Source organism: Lysinibacillus piscis, assembly GCF_026012395.1.
GTDB classification, from domain to species: domain Bacteria; phylum Bacillota; class Bacilli; order Bacillales_A; family Planococcaceae; genus Lysinibacillus; species Lysinibacillus piscis.
On record NZ_BRZA01000001.1, the window covers coordinates 1,048,262 to 1,065,612 of the forward strand.

Annotated in this window: 16 protein-coding genes; 3 read left to right on the plus strand and 13 right to left on the minus strand. The window is 37.3% G+C overall.

The features are described from left to right. Positions 1-21 precede the first annotated feature (21 nt). The 8 genes from OPF91_RS05105 to OPF91_RS05140 form a co-directional block, all read right to left on the minus strand. Positions 22-3,642, minus strand: a complete 3,621-nt coding sequence (locus OPF91_RS05105) for an S-layer homology domain-containing protein (RefSeq protein ID WP_264987609.1) — start codon at positions 3,640-3,642, stop codon at positions 22-24. Positions 3,643-4,062: 420 nt separating this feature from the next. Then, a complete protein-coding gene (locus tag OPF91_RS05110; protein WP_264987610.1) occupies positions 4,063-4,509 on the minus strand; it encodes a hypothetical protein in 447 nt (148 codons plus the stop codon). Between the two features lie 2 nt (positions 4,510-4,511). Then, positions 4,512-4,898 carry an RpnC/YadD family protein gene (locus OPF91_RS05115; RefSeq protein WP_264987611.1) on the minus strand — a complete coding sequence of 129 codons (387 nt, stop codon included), beginning with the start codon at positions 4,896-4,898 and terminating at the stop codon, positions 4,512-4,514. A gap of 259 nt (positions 4,899-5,157) precedes the next feature. Further along, a complete protein-coding gene (locus OPF91_RS05120) occupies positions 5,158-5,874 on the minus strand; it encodes a WecB/TagA/CpsF family glycosyltransferase (RefSeq protein WP_264987612.1) in 717 nt (238 codons plus the stop codon). Continuing rightward, entirely contained in the window at positions 5,871-7,142 is a 1,272-nt protein-coding gene (locus tag OPF91_RS05125) for a nucleotide sugar dehydrogenase (RefSeq protein ID WP_264987613.1), read from the minus strand. Before OPF91_RS05125 ends, OPF91_RS05120 begins: the two co-directional genes overlap by 4 nt. Positions 7,143-7,347: 205 nt before the next feature. Then, the gene (locus OPF91_RS05130; RefSeq protein WP_309297409.1) at positions 7,348-8,190 is read right to left on the minus strand and encodes a flagellin N-terminal helical domain-containing protein; all 843 of its coding nucleotides are present in this window, start codon (positions 8,188-8,190) and stop codon (positions 7,348-7,350) included. Between the two features lie 30 nt (positions 8,191-8,220). Continuing rightward, positions 8,221-9,063: a flagellin N-terminal helical domain-containing protein gene (locus OPF91_RS05135; protein ID WP_264987614.1), complete on the minus strand. Its 843-nt coding sequence runs from the start codon at positions 9,061-9,063 to the stop codon at positions 8,221-8,223. 171 nt (positions 9,064-9,234) lie between these two features. Further along, positions 9,235-9,708, minus strand: a complete 474-nt coding sequence (locus tag OPF91_RS05140; RefSeq protein ID WP_264987615.1) for a transcriptional regulator — start codon at positions 9,706-9,708, stop codon at positions 9,235-9,237. A 182-nt stretch (positions 9,709-9,890) separates the two neighbouring features. Here OPF91_RS05140 and OPF91_RS05145 point away from each other — a divergent pair, with 182 nt between their 5' ends. Both OPF91_RS05145 and OPF91_RS05150 read left to right on the plus strand, forming a co-directional pair. After that, positions 9,891-11,450: a hypothetical protein gene (locus OPF91_RS05145; RefSeq protein ID WP_264987616.1), complete on the plus strand. Its 1,560-nt coding sequence runs from the start codon at positions 9,891-9,893 to the stop codon at positions 11,448-11,450. Beyond that, positions 11,447-14,194: a DEAD/DEAH box helicase gene (locus OPF91_RS05150; protein WP_264987617.1), complete on the plus strand. Its 2,748-nt coding sequence runs from the start codon at positions 11,447-11,449 to the stop codon at positions 14,192-14,194. Before OPF91_RS05145 ends, OPF91_RS05150 begins: the two co-directional genes overlap by 4 nt. Positions 14,195-14,416: 222 nt before the next feature. On the opposite strand, the gene OPF91_RS05155 is transcribed toward OPF91_RS05150, so the two are convergent. Further along, positions 14,417-14,824: a single-stranded DNA-binding protein gene (locus tag OPF91_RS05155; RefSeq protein WP_264987618.1), complete on the minus strand. Its 408-nt coding sequence runs from the start codon at positions 14,822-14,824 to the stop codon at positions 14,417-14,419. 255 nt (positions 14,825-15,079) lie between these two features. Between OPF91_RS05155 and OPF91_RS05160 the strand changes: the two genes are divergently transcribed. Beyond that, a complete protein-coding gene (locus OPF91_RS05160; RefSeq protein WP_264987619.1) occupies positions 15,080-15,505 on the plus strand; it encodes a YwpF family protein in 426 nt (141 codons plus the stop codon). An 88-nt stretch (positions 15,506-15,593) separates the two neighbouring features. Here the strand turns inward: OPF91_RS05160 and OPF91_RS05165 are convergent, their stop codons facing one another. The 4 genes from OPF91_RS05165 to OPF91_RS05180 form a co-directional block, all read right to left on the minus strand. Continuing rightward, a complete protein-coding gene (locus OPF91_RS05165; RefSeq protein ID WP_264987620.1) occupies positions 15,594-15,956 on the minus strand; it encodes a hypothetical protein in 363 nt (120 codons plus the stop codon). A 95-nt stretch (positions 15,957-16,051) separates the two neighbouring features. Then, a complete protein-coding gene (locus OPF91_RS05170; RefSeq protein WP_264987621.1) occupies positions 16,052-16,435 on the minus strand; it encodes a hypothetical protein in 384 nt (127 codons plus the stop codon). Between the two features lie 125 nt (positions 16,436-16,560). After that, positions 16,561-16,998 (minus strand): 3-hydroxyacyl-ACP dehydratase FabZ, encoded by a 438-nt coding sequence (gene fabZ / locus OPF91_RS05175; protein WP_264987622.1) that lies wholly within the window; start codon positions 16,996-16,998, stop codon positions 16,561-16,563. Positions 16,999-17,037: 39 nt separating this feature from the next. Continuing rightward, on the minus strand, positions 17,038-17,325 hold the full coding sequence (locus OPF91_RS05180) for a DNA-directed RNA polymerase subunit beta (RefSeq protein ID WP_264987623.1): 288 nt from the start codon (positions 17,323-17,325) through the stop codon (positions 17,038-17,040). Positions 17,326-17,351 lie beyond the last annotated feature (26 nt).

Sequence of the window (17,351 nt, forward strand, 5' to 3'; positions counted from 1 at the left end):
AAACGTAATATACTATGTTGATTAGTATTTACGAGAGAATACTAATGTAGATGCACCTGCAGTGTAAGTAGCAGTATAAGTTTTACCGTTGCTTACTACAGTTACTACTTGACCACCAGCTAATACTGGAGCAAATGTTACTGTTACAGTATCACCAGAAGTTGTTCCTACAGTACCACCAGTTACAGATGTGATAGCAGCTGTAACATTAGCAGCAAATGTGAAGTTCACAGTGTCTGCAGAAGTTGTTGTTACAGTAGCAGTAAATGGTACTTCTGGAGTTGCTGGATTAGTTTGAGTTACACCAGTAAATACTGGAGCAGTAACTCCATTTACTGTAGTAACATCAGTAACTGTACCAGTACCTGTTACAGTAGAACCAGTTACTTTAGCAATTAATTCAGTAATTGTAGTGTTATCTAAAGCAATATGCTCTTTGATATTTAGGAACAGTAGATTTAATGTAGAATCTTTAGCAGTAAATGTGTTACCATCTCCACCGTTAACAGTAGTTGTACCTGTTACAGTAACGTTATCTAAAGTAGAATCATTTTTCACTTTATTTGTAATTTCTAGGTTACCTTCTAATGTAAGGTTTTTAAGAGTTACATTGTTACCTTGGATTTCGATAGAAGCTGTTTTAGTTGCAGCTTTTCCGATTACACCTTTTGCTACTGCTGGAGCTACAGCTGTATTAAAATCATATACAGAGTTATCATATGATAATACAAGTTTAACATTTTCTTTTAATTCTACTAAACCAGAATTAAGATTAGTATTTTTAAACACTTTTTTAGTTGTATCTGTTGCTTGAGTGAATGTTACTTCCTCACCTACAGATAAATGACTTTTAAATGTATCTGCAATTACTTTTTCAGATTGTACAAAAAGATCTGAATCGTCATATGAAAGTTCATATACTACTGAACCAGTAGAATTAGAAAGTAATAGGCGTTTGTTATCTTTATCTACAGCAACTACTTTACCAGTAACTGATTGACCAGCTGCAATACCTTCAGTTGTTACTTTATCGAAGTAAGCTGAAGCAGATAGACTTGGTAAACCTGCAGAAGTAGCGTGTACGCTTACTGTGTTACCATTTGTAGAAACAACTTTAATAGCTGCAACGCCACCAGTTGTTTTTAGAGTGTAGCTACCAGAACCAGCGCTACCTTGGTTTACAGTACCTAATAGTGCACCTGTTTTTGCATCATACACTTGTGCTGCTGTAAACGTAGTATCCACTTGGAAGTTTACATTGAATTCATCAGCAGCAGTTCCACCTTTGAAGTAAGATTTGCCGTTTTGGTCAACTGTTTGGTAAGAGAAAGTAGCAGACTGTGATACAGTAGAAGTAGCTTCTTTTTTACCATTTACAGTTAAGTTAGCTGTAGTAATTCTTACATCACCGAAGTAAGCAATTTCGCCAACTTGTTGTAGGTCGTTTTTATCTAAGCCAGTGCTGTCACCAGTTTCAACGAATACAGTTGGTGTTGCATAGCTATCTTTATTACCAAATAAAGTGAATGAAACTTCACCTTTGCTATTAGTAGCTAAAGCGAACTCTTCAGTTGATTTAGCATTGTTTAATTGGTAAACAACTTTACGGTTGTTATCAACTAAGAATACTGGACCAGTTGTTTTTAAAGCTGAACCGCTTGCTACAGATACTTTTACAACTGTACCAGCTGGAGCAAGTTTACCTGCTTTATCTGTTAATACAGCTTTGTAGTCACGTCCACCCGTATTTTCAAGGTCTGTTGCAAATTTATCTGCATCGCTATAGCTGAATACACTTGCAGATGAATTAGCATCTTTACCAGCAAATATTGGTAAAGTACGGTAAGCTGCTGCATCTTTAGTACCTTCAGAAGTTAATGTTAAACCTAAGTTTTGGATTTTGCTGAAGTCTACTGTTGGAGCTTTAGCAAATAACTCAGTTGGGTTGAAGCGACCATATTGACCTGAAGCGTTCGTTGGGTTTTCTTTTTGGTCAACGAATACGATAGGTGTTACTTTACCGTTGCTACCAGATAAAGTGAAAGTTGCTTCACCTTTAGAATCTACTTTAAGTTTTACCACTTTAGTGTTTGCATAGTTTTGACCACCTAAAGAAGTCGTGAATTGACCTGGGTAGTCTAAGCTTACGCCGTTTGCATCAATTACATCTACAGATTTAACTGCTTTATCAGGAGTTACGTTTAAGTTTTCCTCGAAAGCAATGTTTACATAGCTACCAGACGCATAAGTTTTACCATCGATTACTGTTGTAGTACCATTATATTCAGCATGATCAAGAGCTACTTTTACTTTGTAAACTTTTTTCGCACCATTATTAATAGTGTTACCTTCAGTTACTTCAGTAATTGTTAATGGTTGAATTGCTGCCCAGTACACTTTAGCGAATGAACGTAAAGTTGCATTACCAGTTGCATATGCTTGTACTTCATCGCTAGTTGCTAATTGTTGAGCAGTTGAAGCATAACGAGTATAAGTGTAAGTTGCTACACCGTTTTCATCAGTTGTTGCTTCAGCAACGATTGCTGGGTTTAAAGCACCACTTGGGTTGTTGCTACCATTTTGTGTAGAAACGATATTGAATGTTACAGGAATACCTGCTTTAGATTGACCTTCAGCTACAGTTACTTGTGCTTTTACAGTTACTTGTGCACCAAGTACATTTTGTTGTGATTCTTCAACCACTTTGATAGCTGTTGGAATTACAGCTGCGATACCTTTGAATGAACCAACTTTTTCGTCATCTAAAGATACAGTGTATTCTTGATCAGCTTTTTGAGCTGCAGTAGTTAATACAACTACTTTTTTATTAGATTGTTTTACAGCTGCGTTTTTCACTTCTAAATCAGAAATTAAGAAGTTAAGAGCTTGTACGTTTTCAACTTCGTCTTCAAACGTTACTTCAACAGTCGTGTTGTTAATTGCTTTTACGCCTACAACGCCACCAACTTCAACGTCAAGTACGTTGTTGATTGTGCGGTATAAGAATGAAGCGAATTGACCACGAGTTAAGTTTTCAGTTGGACGGTAGTTAGAAACGTTTGTAAGACCGAATGCTTCTAAAGCAACGATAGCTGGACGTTGTTCAGCAGTTGCTTTGTCAAGGTCAGTGATTTCTGTTACGAAACCAGCTTCTTTGTACTCAGCGATTAAATCAACACCAGCGATTTCTTTAACAGCACGAGTAAGTACTAATGCCATTTGACCACGAGTGATGTTTTGAGCTGCTAACAAGTTACCGTTAGAACCAGCGAATACGCCTGCATCTTTAGCAAGTGCAGCATATTTTACTAATTCAGCATCAGCTGAGTTAGTAGCTAAATCGTTGAAGCGTGCTTTTGAAGTTGCATCAGCTGGAATTTCATAACCTTGCTCTTCTAACCAACGACCTAATAGTTTAACAACTTGACCGCGAGTGATAGTTTGGTTTGGTTTGAATGTGCCATCAGCATACCCATTGATGATACCTGCATCAACAAGTGCGTTGATTGCTACTTCATGATCGTTACCTGCTACATCAGATAATCCTGCTGCAGAAGCCACTGGTACGATAGCTGAAGCTACTAAAGTAGCTGTAGCAGCCGTAGCTACGAATTTTTTGTATTTCTTTGGTTGGTTAGCCATAGAAAAATTTCCTCCTCTAAGTTCGAAAATAATAATGTTTTTACTACATAGTGATGCAGTAAATAAACAACTACACATAAAAGTATAGTGGTATCCCTAAAAGTTGTCAATCATATTTTGGGAAACTTTCTATTTTGTTTCCGAAAAAGTAAGATTGCTAACTCTCTTTTAACATTGTTATCTATCTTCCCTCATTTTTCAAGTGAAAACTGAAAAATTTTTTAAAATGATTAGAGGGAATCATAAAATGTTCAAGTATTTCTAAAATCATACTACATAAACAGAAGAATCCGAATTATAGTAACTATTCGTACCTATCTGAAACAAAAAACGGATTTACACCAATTCTGTTGGTATAAATCCATTTTCAATAATTCATGTGATGTTTCAAACTTGTATAGCTCTTTGTACTCTTAGATACTACAGGCGATGTGCTTTAACTTGTTCAACGGTTAAACCTGTTATGTGTGTGATAAAAGAATCTGCCATCCCTGCTGCTATGAGTTTCATTGCCATTTCAACTTTTTCTTCTTGTTTACCTTCTTGTCTTCCTTCTTGTCTTCCTTCTTGTCTGCCAACTTCTATCCCTGCTTTTCTTCCTTCTTCCTCACTCAATCGCAGTTGCTTTTCTAAATTCCATTCATGGATTAGCATATTCTCCACCTCACTCCCGTGTTCTTTTAAAAAGTCTTGCATAACTCCTTCACGTTCACAATCTTGCATTGCTTGATGGATAGCATCTTCTAATGACAAACCCTCGTTTTCATGATGCTGAATTCTATAGATGAAAAATCCGTATTGTTTCAAAGTATTACTTCGCTCTAATACTTCATCATTCTGTCCATAATTAATGTTAATCACTTTCACTGCTAATTCCAGTGTATTTCTTTGAATACGTCAGATAAGTATTGGATTTCCTCTTTCGGTACATTCTCATGCCCATTGTACAAAACAAGAAATTCAGGAGCTTCTAGCGGAATAGGTGTTCTTCCATAAATATTTTCATTCGTTGTCATTTTCTCATACAAGCGCCCAATGTACAGTAATAATCTTAATGGCATGTTCTCACAAATGGTGGATTGGTGTTCGATTAGCACTATGAATTTATTGTCCAACACGAAGGACACATCATTGATACGGTCTTTATACAAGACATTTTCTAAGGTGTTGATCTCAATAGACGTATCTAGTGCATAGTTCTCGTTTTGAATGGCATTATACACATCAATTAATCGTTCAGGGTCGCTCAAATACAAAGAAAACACACTGCTTTATGCTGAATATTTGCTTTCATTGACATCCCTCCACTTTCCTTTAGTTTAGCCGATTTTGTAAGGAAAAACAATTTTCCGATGCACGAAAAAAGCCCAAGCATCGAAATGCTTGAGCTTTTTTCGCTTGGGCTACCAACCGTTGTTTCCTTGCAGGGAATTCTATAATATTTCATAGAGGAAATTCCTATACACCAACAGTCTAACACTTTCATTTTAAAACGGCAATACCATTTTTTAAAAATTATTGACGCTTTTGTTTAGCAACCTCTAGTAAAAATAACGGTAATGCTATTTGACGCTTGATACGCTTAGGTTCTTTCATTAAACGATACAACCATTCGAGACCAAATTTTTGAAAAATAGCAGGTGCTCGTTTGACTGTACCTGCAAGTACATCAAAGGAGCCACCGACACCTTGATAAATTGTTGGATATAATTGTTCTCTATTAGCATTAATCCAATTCTCTTGTTTCGGACTGCCCATTGCGACAAATAAAATATCAGGCTTTACTTCATTAATACGTGCCATGACTTTTTGCTCATCTTTTTCATAGCCATCCTGAACACCAACTATTTTAATAGAAGGAAATAATGATTCAAGCTTTGCTTTGGCTGCATCTGCTACACCTGGTTTCCCACCATAAAGGAAAACAGGCTTACCACGCTTTGCGGCTTCCTCACATAGCTTCATCATCATATCGACACCTGTTACACGCTCACGAATTTGCCCTTTTTGAATTTTCGAGGCCAGAATAACGCCAATACCATCGGGAATTTGAAATTCGGCTTCATTGAGCAATTTTTTTAGTGCAGGATCTTCCTTTGCCTTTATAATCTTCTCTGGATTAATGGCTACAACGAGCGCCTTTTGTTTTTTATCAATACGTTCAAAAGCCATATTCATTAATTCATCATAGCCTTCTGTATTAACTTGAATGCCTAGTACAGTTTCTTTCATCGGTTTTTCGCATCCCCTAATAGATGGAACTGATAGCCAGCCTCTTCCCATGCATCACGCTGTAAGCAGTTTTTTGTATCGAACACGATTTTTGATGTTGCTGTTATATCGGCTGGATTTAATGCTTTAAATTCATTATGATCTGTTAACACCACAATAATATCCGCATCTTTTGTCGCTTCTTCTAAGCTTTGTGTTTGTGTAGCATGTTTATTTTCTTTAATATGTGGGTCATAGGAAATAACGTCTAGACCGAGATTTTGCAATTCCGTAATGACAATCGTTGACGGACTTTCACGCATATCATCTACATTCCCTTTGAAGGCTAGTCCTAAAACCGCTACTTTACCACCTGCAATTTTATTTTGATTTAAAATAGCTTGTGTTTTTTGTGCAGTGTAGCTTGGCATACTATCATTTGTATTACGTGACAAATGAATCATTTGTGCCTGCTCGCCACCTAACTCCACTAGGAACCATGGATCTACTGCGATACAGTGACCTCCGACACCAGGTCCTGGGAAATGGACATTTACACGTGGATGGTAGTTCGCAAATTTAATCGCTTCCCAAATATTCACTTCTAACGTCTCCGCTAATTTAGCTAGTTCATTCGCAAAGGCGATATTGACATCACGGTATGTGTTTTCCATTACCTTTACTAATTCCGCTGTTGTAGCATCTGTTAAATGAATCGTACCGTTCACAAACGTTTCATACAGTTCTTTTGTCATCAGTGCTGATTTTTCATCTATCCCACCAACGATACGATCATTATTGACTAGTTCTTCAAAAATACGTCCTGGAATCACACGTTCTGGTGAATGCGCTACAAATAACTCAAGTCCAAATTCTAAATTTGCTTTCACTAGCTCTGGCATCATAATGTTTTCCACTGTTTTCGGTGGTACTGTTGATTCTAAAATAACAAGATTGCCTTTTTTCAAATAAGGTACGATAGACGCTGTTGCCTGACGTACATATTCTAGATTCGCTGTATTATCTGGGTTAATTGGCGATGGAACAGCCACGATGAACACATCTGCTTCCTGCGGTGTTGTCGATGCTGTTAAAAATCCTTCGTCTACTGCTTTATTTAAACGGTCCTGTAAGCCTGTTTCCTCTATATGCAGTTGCTTCTCTTGAATACTTTTTACTGCTGCTGGGTTTACATCTACCCCATGTACTTTTACGCCGTGATTGGCAAACATAACGGCTGTTGGTAAACCAATATAGCCAAGCCCCACGACACAAATTAATTTCGTCATTTTCTACTCTTCCTTCCGTTTTCAACAACGTGTAATGATACTGCAATATAGTATACATCTTTCAATTGAAAGTGTGAACCAATTTATTGTTTTTAACGTTTCTGACACATTATTGGTTTCATTCACATAGTTATTTACAAAATATTGGTTCATTTTGTCTAGATAAAAAGCTTACAACAGGTATGCAAAAAAGGAGCTCCCTTCACTATCGGGAACCCCTCATTGTACCGCTATCCAGCAATTTCAAAATGGATTGTGCTTGTTGCATATGAAGTGCCAGCACGTATTGACTTGCCTGCATTAAAATTTGTGCCTTCACCATATTCATCATTTCTTTGGCAATATCGGCATCACGAATACGTGATTCAGCAGCTTGCAAATTATCTGCCGTATTGACAGTGACATTATAGGCATGCTCTAAACGATTTTGATATGCGCCTAATTGTGCACGTTGCAGGGATACTTTTTTCAATACGTCATCCATCGTCCCAATGGCTTTATCCGCTTCTTCCCGTGTAGCAATCGAGGCATTATCTAATCCTAATGCACTAGAGCCCATATCGCCCATTTGTAGCTCAATATTTTGCCCTGCATTTGCTCCTACTTGAATTTTAATCCCATTGCTAGAATGCTCACCATTCAACAAAGGTTTCGTGTTAAATTCTGTATCCCTTGAAATACGTTGAATTTCCTTTTTTAATTCTTGAAATTCTAAATCTAATTTTTGACGATCATCATCTGTTAATGTATCATTAGCAGCTTGAACAGACAGCTCTCTCATTCGTTGTACAATAGCATGGGTCTCATTTAATGCACCTTCTGCTGTTTGTACCAGTGAAATACCATCTTGTATGTTTTTAGCAGCCATATTTAATCCTCTAATTTGAGCACGCATTTTTTCTGAAATAGCTAAGCCTGCTGGATCATCAGCAGCACTATTAATACGATAACCTGAAGAGATACGGAGCATTGCCTTATTCATTGCACCGTAATGCCGATTCATATTATTCAAAATAGACATACCTGTTGCAGACCATTTTCCTAACACTTGCTCACTCCCTCTCCATGTTTACCATTATTAATGTTCTGGACCTTTCATCATCACCTGTTCCAATGCTTTTACCGTTGTATGTGCCTTTTGCATATGTAACACAAGCATCGTTTGACTAATACGCAAAATCAATTTTAAGCGTATTCGCTCCATTCTTTTATTGGCCACATATGTATGACGAATACGTGATTTAATTTCCCGAATCCGCACACCGATGTCTTGCAAGTGCAACTCCGTGTCTTGTAATTGTGCCATTGTCTTCTGATGGCTGTTTCCCGTACGTTCCAACCAATTTTGATAGGTCTCTAATCGAGTACGTTCATAAGATACTTTATTCAAAGCAGCATCCATTGTGTTGATTGCTTGGTCCGCATATTCCCAAAGTCCCACAGAGGCATGGTCAATAGCTAATGCCCTCACACCCATATCATTAATATGTAATTCTATATTTTGCCCTGAATTGGCTCCAACATGAATTTTCAAACCACCATCCACATAATCTCCATTAATCAAAGCTTTTTTATTAAAATGGGTATCTGTAGAAATACATTGAATTTGATATTGTAACTTTTGAAAATCTAATTCACATTGCTCACGATCAGTGACTGTCAATGTATCACTTGCTGCCTCTATCGCTAATTCACGCATATTTTGTATACACACATGTATCTCATTTAGTGCTTCTTGTATTATTTGAATCAGTGCAATGCCATCCTGTATGTTTTTCATGGCTATATGTAGCCCTCGAACCTGGGCATGTATCTTTTCTAAAATGGCTAATCCTCCAGCTTCCCCGTCAACTTGATTGATAGGATAGCCAATTGCAATTCGTAAAATCGGTAGTTTCTTTGCTGAACGTTTCCCCATCATTTTATCACCATCCATCCTTTTTATCGGCTCTATCTTATTTTTATTCACCCTAAAGCGTGCTAAATTAAATAGATATTGTCAACTATATAAGCAATGGGATTTATTAAAGCAAGATAAAAGCACCTATTTTTCATTATTGAAAAGCAGGTGCTTACTGTAAAGAGCATGTATTCAATTTTCAAAACCTCCGAGTTGATTGTTTTGTGTATTCAACAGTTCAAAAAAGAGTGCTTGATTTTTCGTTAACAGTGCCTGGTCAATTAAATAATCGAAATTTCGTTGCTCTAACTCTGCTAGCAGTTGATCAATCTCCCCTACATTAACAGTCGTTTCTACTACAATTTCTTGTGGAGGTACAATGCTTTCCAAAATCGGAGATAAGTGCTCATGTACATTTGTGATTAACAATAGTTGATACAGTGGTAATCGAATAAAGCGATTGCCCTTTTGAAATACAAATACTTCAGATAAATTTTCGATTTGCTGTGTGTGCAAATTAATAATCATCTCTTTACCTTCGATCGGAATAAAATGAAAAATTTCTTCCTCTTTTAAAATAGAGAAATATTGATAGGCAAAGACAAGCCGAAGTTTATCACCAGTGATTTTTGTATAAAATGGCTTCATATATTGTACTTGCATCATAATGAATACCCCCTTAATTATCTGATTATTCAGATTTTAACACAAAGTCATTTACTTGTTAATCCTTTTTTCTTATTTTAAAGTCATTTTTTAGCTTTGATTGTATTCCGCTTATCATCCATTCCTTTTTGTCGTATAATGGAAGGACAGCCTTTTTTACATTGATAGAAAGGAATGAGGTTATGGCATTATCGATAGCACAATTAGCGAACGAACATCGCCAATTTGTCTTGACCAAATTACAAGAGGCTGAACAGGCTTTACATCCATCCTCAACAGAAGATGAGGAATTAGTGCGTCGTGCTGTTTTTTCAGTGCGCAATAAATCCATTATTTTTGAACGCTTTAACGGAGCAAGCTCTATACTATATGCAGGTGTACAGGATGTCAGACCCGCTTCTGTAGAAATTGATTTTCTTCAGCAAACATTGCATTGTAGCTGTCCTCAAATAAAATGGTGTAGACATCAACTAGGGGCATTGCTTGCTCTTTATCAGCATTTTGAATCTGTTCAAAACTGGTCAAGTGCTTGGCGTGCTCAAAAATCAATACATTTAAAAACGTTAGCAGATGAGCGTACACCAGAAAATTGGCGTTTGATGGTGGATGAAGTAACGAAACGTATGCTCCCACCTGGCAAGATAGTAGAATCATTTTCGCTTCCTGCTATGCGTATCGATATATTAGAACGATTAAAACGGCATTTACCATTTGAACGTGAATGGCAACCACTCTATATGCTATTTATGGAATTGTCTATTGTAAATACAATGTGGAAACACTTGAACGAAACACATGGTCACTCATGGGACAATTATTATATGAGAACTTTTGTGAAACAAAGCATATACGCTGTAGAAGATACTTTAGCCGAGCTAACGAATCGCTCGCGGCTCTTTGCAACAGATCCATTTTATGATGCTATTCAAGTTTTAATCCGTGAAATTTTACTAGAGCGACAATGGTTGTTTGAAAATCGATTACAGCTATATATATCGCTGTGGTCATCTCTTTTTTATGAAAAGCCTCGTCGTGAACAGGAATTATCTATTATCAATCAATTTGATGATCCTGTATTCGAACCTGTTAAACAATTATTTTATATTTTATTACAAAATGAAGAAGCACTGCGTAGTAGCCTCCTTCACATCACTGTACAGCAATTTCCTGTGCTCGCACAATTAGCTTTGTTAGCGAAAACAATTGGTGAGACACAGGCACAAACCATTATCCTACAAGCTATTCTTCCGTTTATTGAAGACTTTTTGCAAAATGCTTCACCATCACAAAGAGCCGATGCCGTAAAACATGTGCAAATGTTAATGGAAAATATCGAATTAACTGAAGCAGAAGAAGTCGCATTGTATCATGCTTTTGGTGTACATGGGCTACAGCCATTTTCTTCCTTTTTATTAAAAAAAGGACGTTATCATGAATGGGTAGCATTACATCAACTCAATCCGACTTCTCTTGCTTATTTAGAAATGTGTGGCTTAAAAGATATTGTACAACTAGCACCTGCAACAGCCTTACCACTATATCATCAATATGCTATAGCAGAAATTGCACAAAAATCACGCATGAACTATAAACAGGCTGTACGAATTTGGAAAAGTATGCGTACTGTAGCCAAACGTGCTGGCAAAATGACTTACTTTGAAAATTATATGCAGACAATTTCTGCAGAATTCAAACGACTTCGCGCCTTACAAGAAGAAATTGAGAAAGGAAATTTATTATGACAATCAACCATATTCCTTCCCCATTTTCAAAGACATTTCAGCTACAAATTGATGTGGCACAAGAGGATTGCTTTACATTACAGGGCTTTACTGCAACGGATACAAAACTCGATATCGATACACTAGTTTCTTCTTTATTTTATAAATATGAAGCAAATTATTATGGTCTTTTAACGAAGCGCTTCAATGATGCGATTGAAGTATCAACAGCAGAGCTTCTTGATATTTTTTCAGCACAATATAGACATCCTTTTATCGAATGGCGTGGTCATACTGATGAAAGTAAGCAATGGCTAGAAAAAATAATGGCTTTACAACCTTTTTGGCAACATGAGGAGCTTTGGTCTTATGCAACTGTAACAGAGCATTCCTTGTCCTTTACAATCGATGATGTAGATACGGCTCTATTAACGATAGCTGTCCAGCAAAAGCTTGCCCATGTCGGTCTTTTGCCAACAGACTTGCCAAAATTACTGCCATTTTTCCAACATGGTGGATGGCCACTCGCTCAGGACCGTTCAGAAGGTGCTATCACTACTTCCTTGCGTTTAAGTGAACCTGAGGAAGATACAAATGTTTGGTTATTAGAGACGGTGCTTAGTACACCAACAACGAAAAACTATTGGACACCTGCTATACGTAAACAGCAGTTGCCTATTTTAGAGGCATTGCCTGCAAAATGGCAAAGTTTCGCAACAACAATTGAACAACAACAAGAGCAGATTGTTGAACTTCTATCCATCGAAAATTTGCAGAGTGATATTTTCATTCGGTCTATGTTAGAAGATGCACAAGTACGCCAATTTTTACGTGAAGATTTAGCACGATTGCAAGCACTTGGCTTTGATGTTGTTCTCCCTGCATGGTTGAAAAACTTAAAGCCCTCTAAAATGCGTGTACGTGTCAATACTGGAAATGTCTCTACAAAGAAGGTTGCAGGTTTAGATGATATTTTAACGTTCAAATGGCAATTTTCTATGAATGGTCAACAAATTTCACCTGAGCAATTCAAAAAATTAGTGGATGAACAACGTGAATTTATTCGCATTGGCACAGAATGGTTTAGAGTCGATGCCAATTGGTTGCAAGAAATGCGCAATTTAATGCAGCAAGCCGAGGAAGAAAGTTGGACCGTCCGTGAATTGCTATTCCGTGAGCTTCCAGAAGATTTATCTATCCCGCTTGAGGAAGAGGATGATTTGCAAGACGATCCACTATTCACATTTGAGTTACAACAATCATTAAAAGCCTATTTAGAACAGTTACAAGAGAAGAAAGGGCTCCCATCCATTCCATGCCCGCCAGCTTTACAGACCGATTTGCGTCCCTATCAGCAAGAAGGCTTTGAATGGCTTGTTTTTATGCGTGAGCAACATTTTGGTGCATGTTTAGCTGACGATATGGGATTGGGTAAAACCATCCAGCTCATCTCTTATTTGCTCCACCTTTATGAGACACTTGATACAAAACAGCCGTCTATTGTCATTTGTCCAACATCTGTGCTTGGCAATTGGCAAAAGGAATTGGCTCGTTTCGCTCCTACATTAGTCGTGCATACACATTATCAAACAACAAGAGCAAAAAGTGAGTCATTTCAACAATTGATTGCACAAGAAAAGCCACAGATTATTTTATCTACCTATGGAACAGTTTCCCAAGATGCTGATTTCTTACAATCAATTCAATGGGCAACCATTATTTTAGATGAAGCACAAAACATTAAAAATATGCAGACATTGCAATCAAGAGCCATCCGAAAATTACATGGCACACATCATATTGCTTTAACAGGAACACCTGTAGAAAATCGTTTATCTGAATTATGGGCGATTTTTGACTTTATCCATAAGGGCTATCTAGGAAGTTTTAATCGCTTCAACGAGGAATTTATTTTACCAATTGAACGTGATGACTCTTTCACACATAAACAGAAGCTACGAGCAAAAATTCAACCATTTTTATTGCGTCGTACAAAACGTGACCCACAGCTACAGCTTAATCTACCTGATAAGCAAGAGATACATGAGTATTGTCCATTAACGACAGAGCAAGCAGCATTGTATGAAGGTTATATTTTAGAAACGTTAGAGCAGCTTGAACAACTGACTGGCTTGCAAAAAAAGGGACATGTTTTAAAAATGCTTAGTAAATTAAAACAGTTATGTAACCATCCTGCTTTATATTTAAAAGAATCATTTGAGGATGCCAAAACCATGCTTTTACGCTCTACAAAATTGGAACATATTGTAAACATGTCGGCTGAAATCGTGGACAATGGTGAGCAATGCCTTATTTTCACGCAATATATCGGTATGGGACAATTACTACAGCATTGTTTAAATGAGCTATATCAAATCGAAGCGCCGTTTTTAACGGGCTCAATGCCTAAGCAGCAACGTGACCGCTTAGTAGAGGCTTTTCAAGCAGGTGATTTCCCTATTTTCATACTCTCTTTAAAGGCTGGTGGCACAGGCTTAAACTTAACAGCTGCTAATCATGTCTTACATGCAGATCGTTGGTGGAATCCAGCCGTAGAAAATCAAGCAACCGATCGAGCTTATCGAATTGGGCAAACACAATTTGTACAAGTGCATAAATTTATTACAATCGGTACAATTGAGGAAAAAATCGATAAAATTTTAACGCAGAAATCTTCTTTATCTGAAGAGCTTATTCAATCAACACAGTGGCTTACAGCATTAGAAGATGAAGAACTTCGAGATTTAATGACACTAAGTTTGTAATATAGCGAAGGAAAAACCACTATTTTTCAAATCAAAAATGGTGGTTTTTTGTTACTTATACCCCAGTACTTATCACTTCTATTTTTCTTTATCTATTTCACATTGCTGTGCGGTCTCAGCAGTTATTAGACATTCCACGCTCCTTTCAATTTATTTATCACGGTGCAAGTTTATGGGAGAATGGCGGATTTGACAATAATTCACTTGCCCCGTTAGCTAACATTAGACGATTGGTAATTGCTCATCTTCTGTTGGCAATACAAAATCTTTCAAGCCTTCTTGTTCATCAACAACAGCTCCATCGTCAGCATTTTTCTTCAATTGATAAAATCGAACATCTTCCACTACTACCTCTGTCATAAAAATTTTTGTATTGTGCTCATTGATAAATGAACGAGATTGCATACGACCATTCACACCAATTAAAGAACCTTTACCACAATATTTGACGATACGCTCTGCTAGCTTTCCCCATGCTGCACAAAGAATAAAGTCTGCCTCTATCTCTCCATGACTATTTTTGTAATTTCGGTTAATCGCTAAAGAAAAATGTGTTTGTATACGATTGCCTGATAAATAACGCAACTCTGGATTTTTTGTTAGTCTGCCCACAAGTCCGACTTGATTCATCTTTTCACCTCCCTCCCTGAAACTGTCTTCATCTTACAGCAGCGAGGTCAAGACTGGCAAAATTCGGTTTTTAAAATTTAAAGGTATTTCACGGCAAACAATTTCATTTTATACTATATAAATAACAATATTTTTAGTTCTTTGGATACGTCCATGCTTCTCACTGTAACAAGTAAGACCATTTGTTGAAATATGTAATTTTGTATGTTTCAGTGGTATACTTACTATACGAATGACCTGGAGGGAGATACATATATGAAAACATTTAAAATGCTTACCTTCGATCTTGTTACAGAGGATGGTCTACAAACATTTCCGTTAGTCGATGGTATTATCATCAATCAAGAAAATAGTCATCAATCCTGGATTCTCGAATTATTTATGGATCGGCAATATCGGATAGCCTTCGATGACCTCTTACAGAATGCTACAGTTTTCAATGCCCGAGCTGTGATTTCTTCTCCTGACAATGAACCAGCACCATTTCAGGTAGTTGTACATGCAGTGCAAGAAATTGGAGAACATATATCGATTTTGTTAAAGGGTACATTGAAAGCACAACGTTCTAAGTATGCGGAGCGATTACTCATGGAATTGCTAGATGAAGGAGTTCCTTTAGCTGATTTGCTGGAACGCTTCTCACAAGACATGAAAAAGCGCCCGAAATTAAAAAATGATTAGCATTTACGGTTATTAACAGTATGCAAAAAAGGGCTCACTTAGTAGCCCTTTTGTTCATTACCTGTAGTAAAAACCGCGCAGTTTGAAGTTATCGTGTATTCACATTATTTTGCTTATCGATATCTACTTTCTTTTCTACAACATCTTCCTCAATGACTGTATCATTACGTTGTACACCATTTGTATTTGGCACTGTTGTACCATCTACATTCGCAGGCGGCGTAGCTTCTGGGACGACACGGTCGTTGTCATTCAACATGCGACGGTCTACACCATCTACATTACGATTATACGCATCGTCATCTCGTCTATCAGGGTCTACTACATCCTCTACCTTGTCAACGCCTCGACGAACATCTTCATTGACTTCCTCCGCTGCTCGATTGCCCCAGTTACACCCACCAAGAAGCATTGTTGCAAGAAGCATTGTCAAAAGTGACAGTTTCCACATAAAAAAGCCCTCCTTCCTTGAGTCTATGTCAGCAAATACAACATGTGCATTTGTGCTCCTACATAGATTGCCCGAGAAAGAAGGGAACTATCCGACTATTTTTGTTTTTCTTTTAGCATTTGTTCAACGTAGGCTGCTTCTGCCTTACAATCGTAGCTATAGTTAGTACCTAGCTCTTTTTGTAATTCCTCGATTGTTGCCACCTGCTTGGCTGTCGGTTCTTCATTTAAAATTTTAGCAATGACCTCATCGATTTTTTGCGCCATTTCTTGATGGAATTCTGTACTCATCAAGACATCTGCTGGAATTTTATCAACCCATGCTGCATTTTCCTGAAAATAGGCTTGCCAGCTTGCGACGAAGTCTTCCATTGAAAAGCGCTCCTCATCCCATCCAATACTCGCTAAGTATGATTCAAAGGATGTAGAAATCGAACGTGTAATGCTAATTTTAACACCTGAAGACAAATCCTTATACATCTTATATAATCCTCCTACGTTTTAAAAACCTCATTCAACTCTCAATCATTTAGTAAAACTTCATTACTTTTTCACAATTTGACCAATATCATTTTATAACTTTTAACCTATAATTGCAAATACACCTATTTTGGTTGTACAGGACCAATGGCGAATAAAATATCCGTTTCACACACAAGCTCTCCATCTACAGTAGCAATCGCATGACCTTTTCCCATTGCTCCACGTAGCTTAACAAACTCTACCTCTAAACGCAGTTGGTCACCAGGTACTACTTGACGTTTAAAGCGACAATTATCAATACCTGTCAAAAAGGCTAAACGACCTTTAAATTCATCTGCGTTTAATAAAGCGACACCACCTACTTGTGCCAATGCTTCTACGATTAATACACCTGGCATGACAGGATAACCTGGGAAATGTCCATTAAAGAAATCTTCATTTATAGACACATTTTTAATGCCTACCGCACGTTTACCTTCTTCTAACTCCACAATGCGATCAACAAATAAAAATGGATAGCGATGTGGTAAAATTGCTTGAATTTGTTCTGCACTTAACATGTATTTCCCTCCAAAGTGTATAAATGGTAAAGAATCTTTTTATTCTTTACCATTCATAATATCAAATATATGCTGCCATGTTTCTTTTTTGAAAACATCTGTGGCATCTCCTCCACCAATCACACCATAACCAAACATGGCACCTAAAGATGCTGCTCCACATATTAATAATAGAATCAGTACAACACGTAGCCAAATTGGAATCAGTCGTATTTGCACCCAACGAACCTCTCGTTGCTCTCCATTTGATCGACGTTTCTTCTCTTCTGGTGGCATAGTATCGGTTTCTTGTGTCGGCACAGAACGTCGACGTGAATCATTTACCATAAATTGTACTCCTTCTTTACATCTTA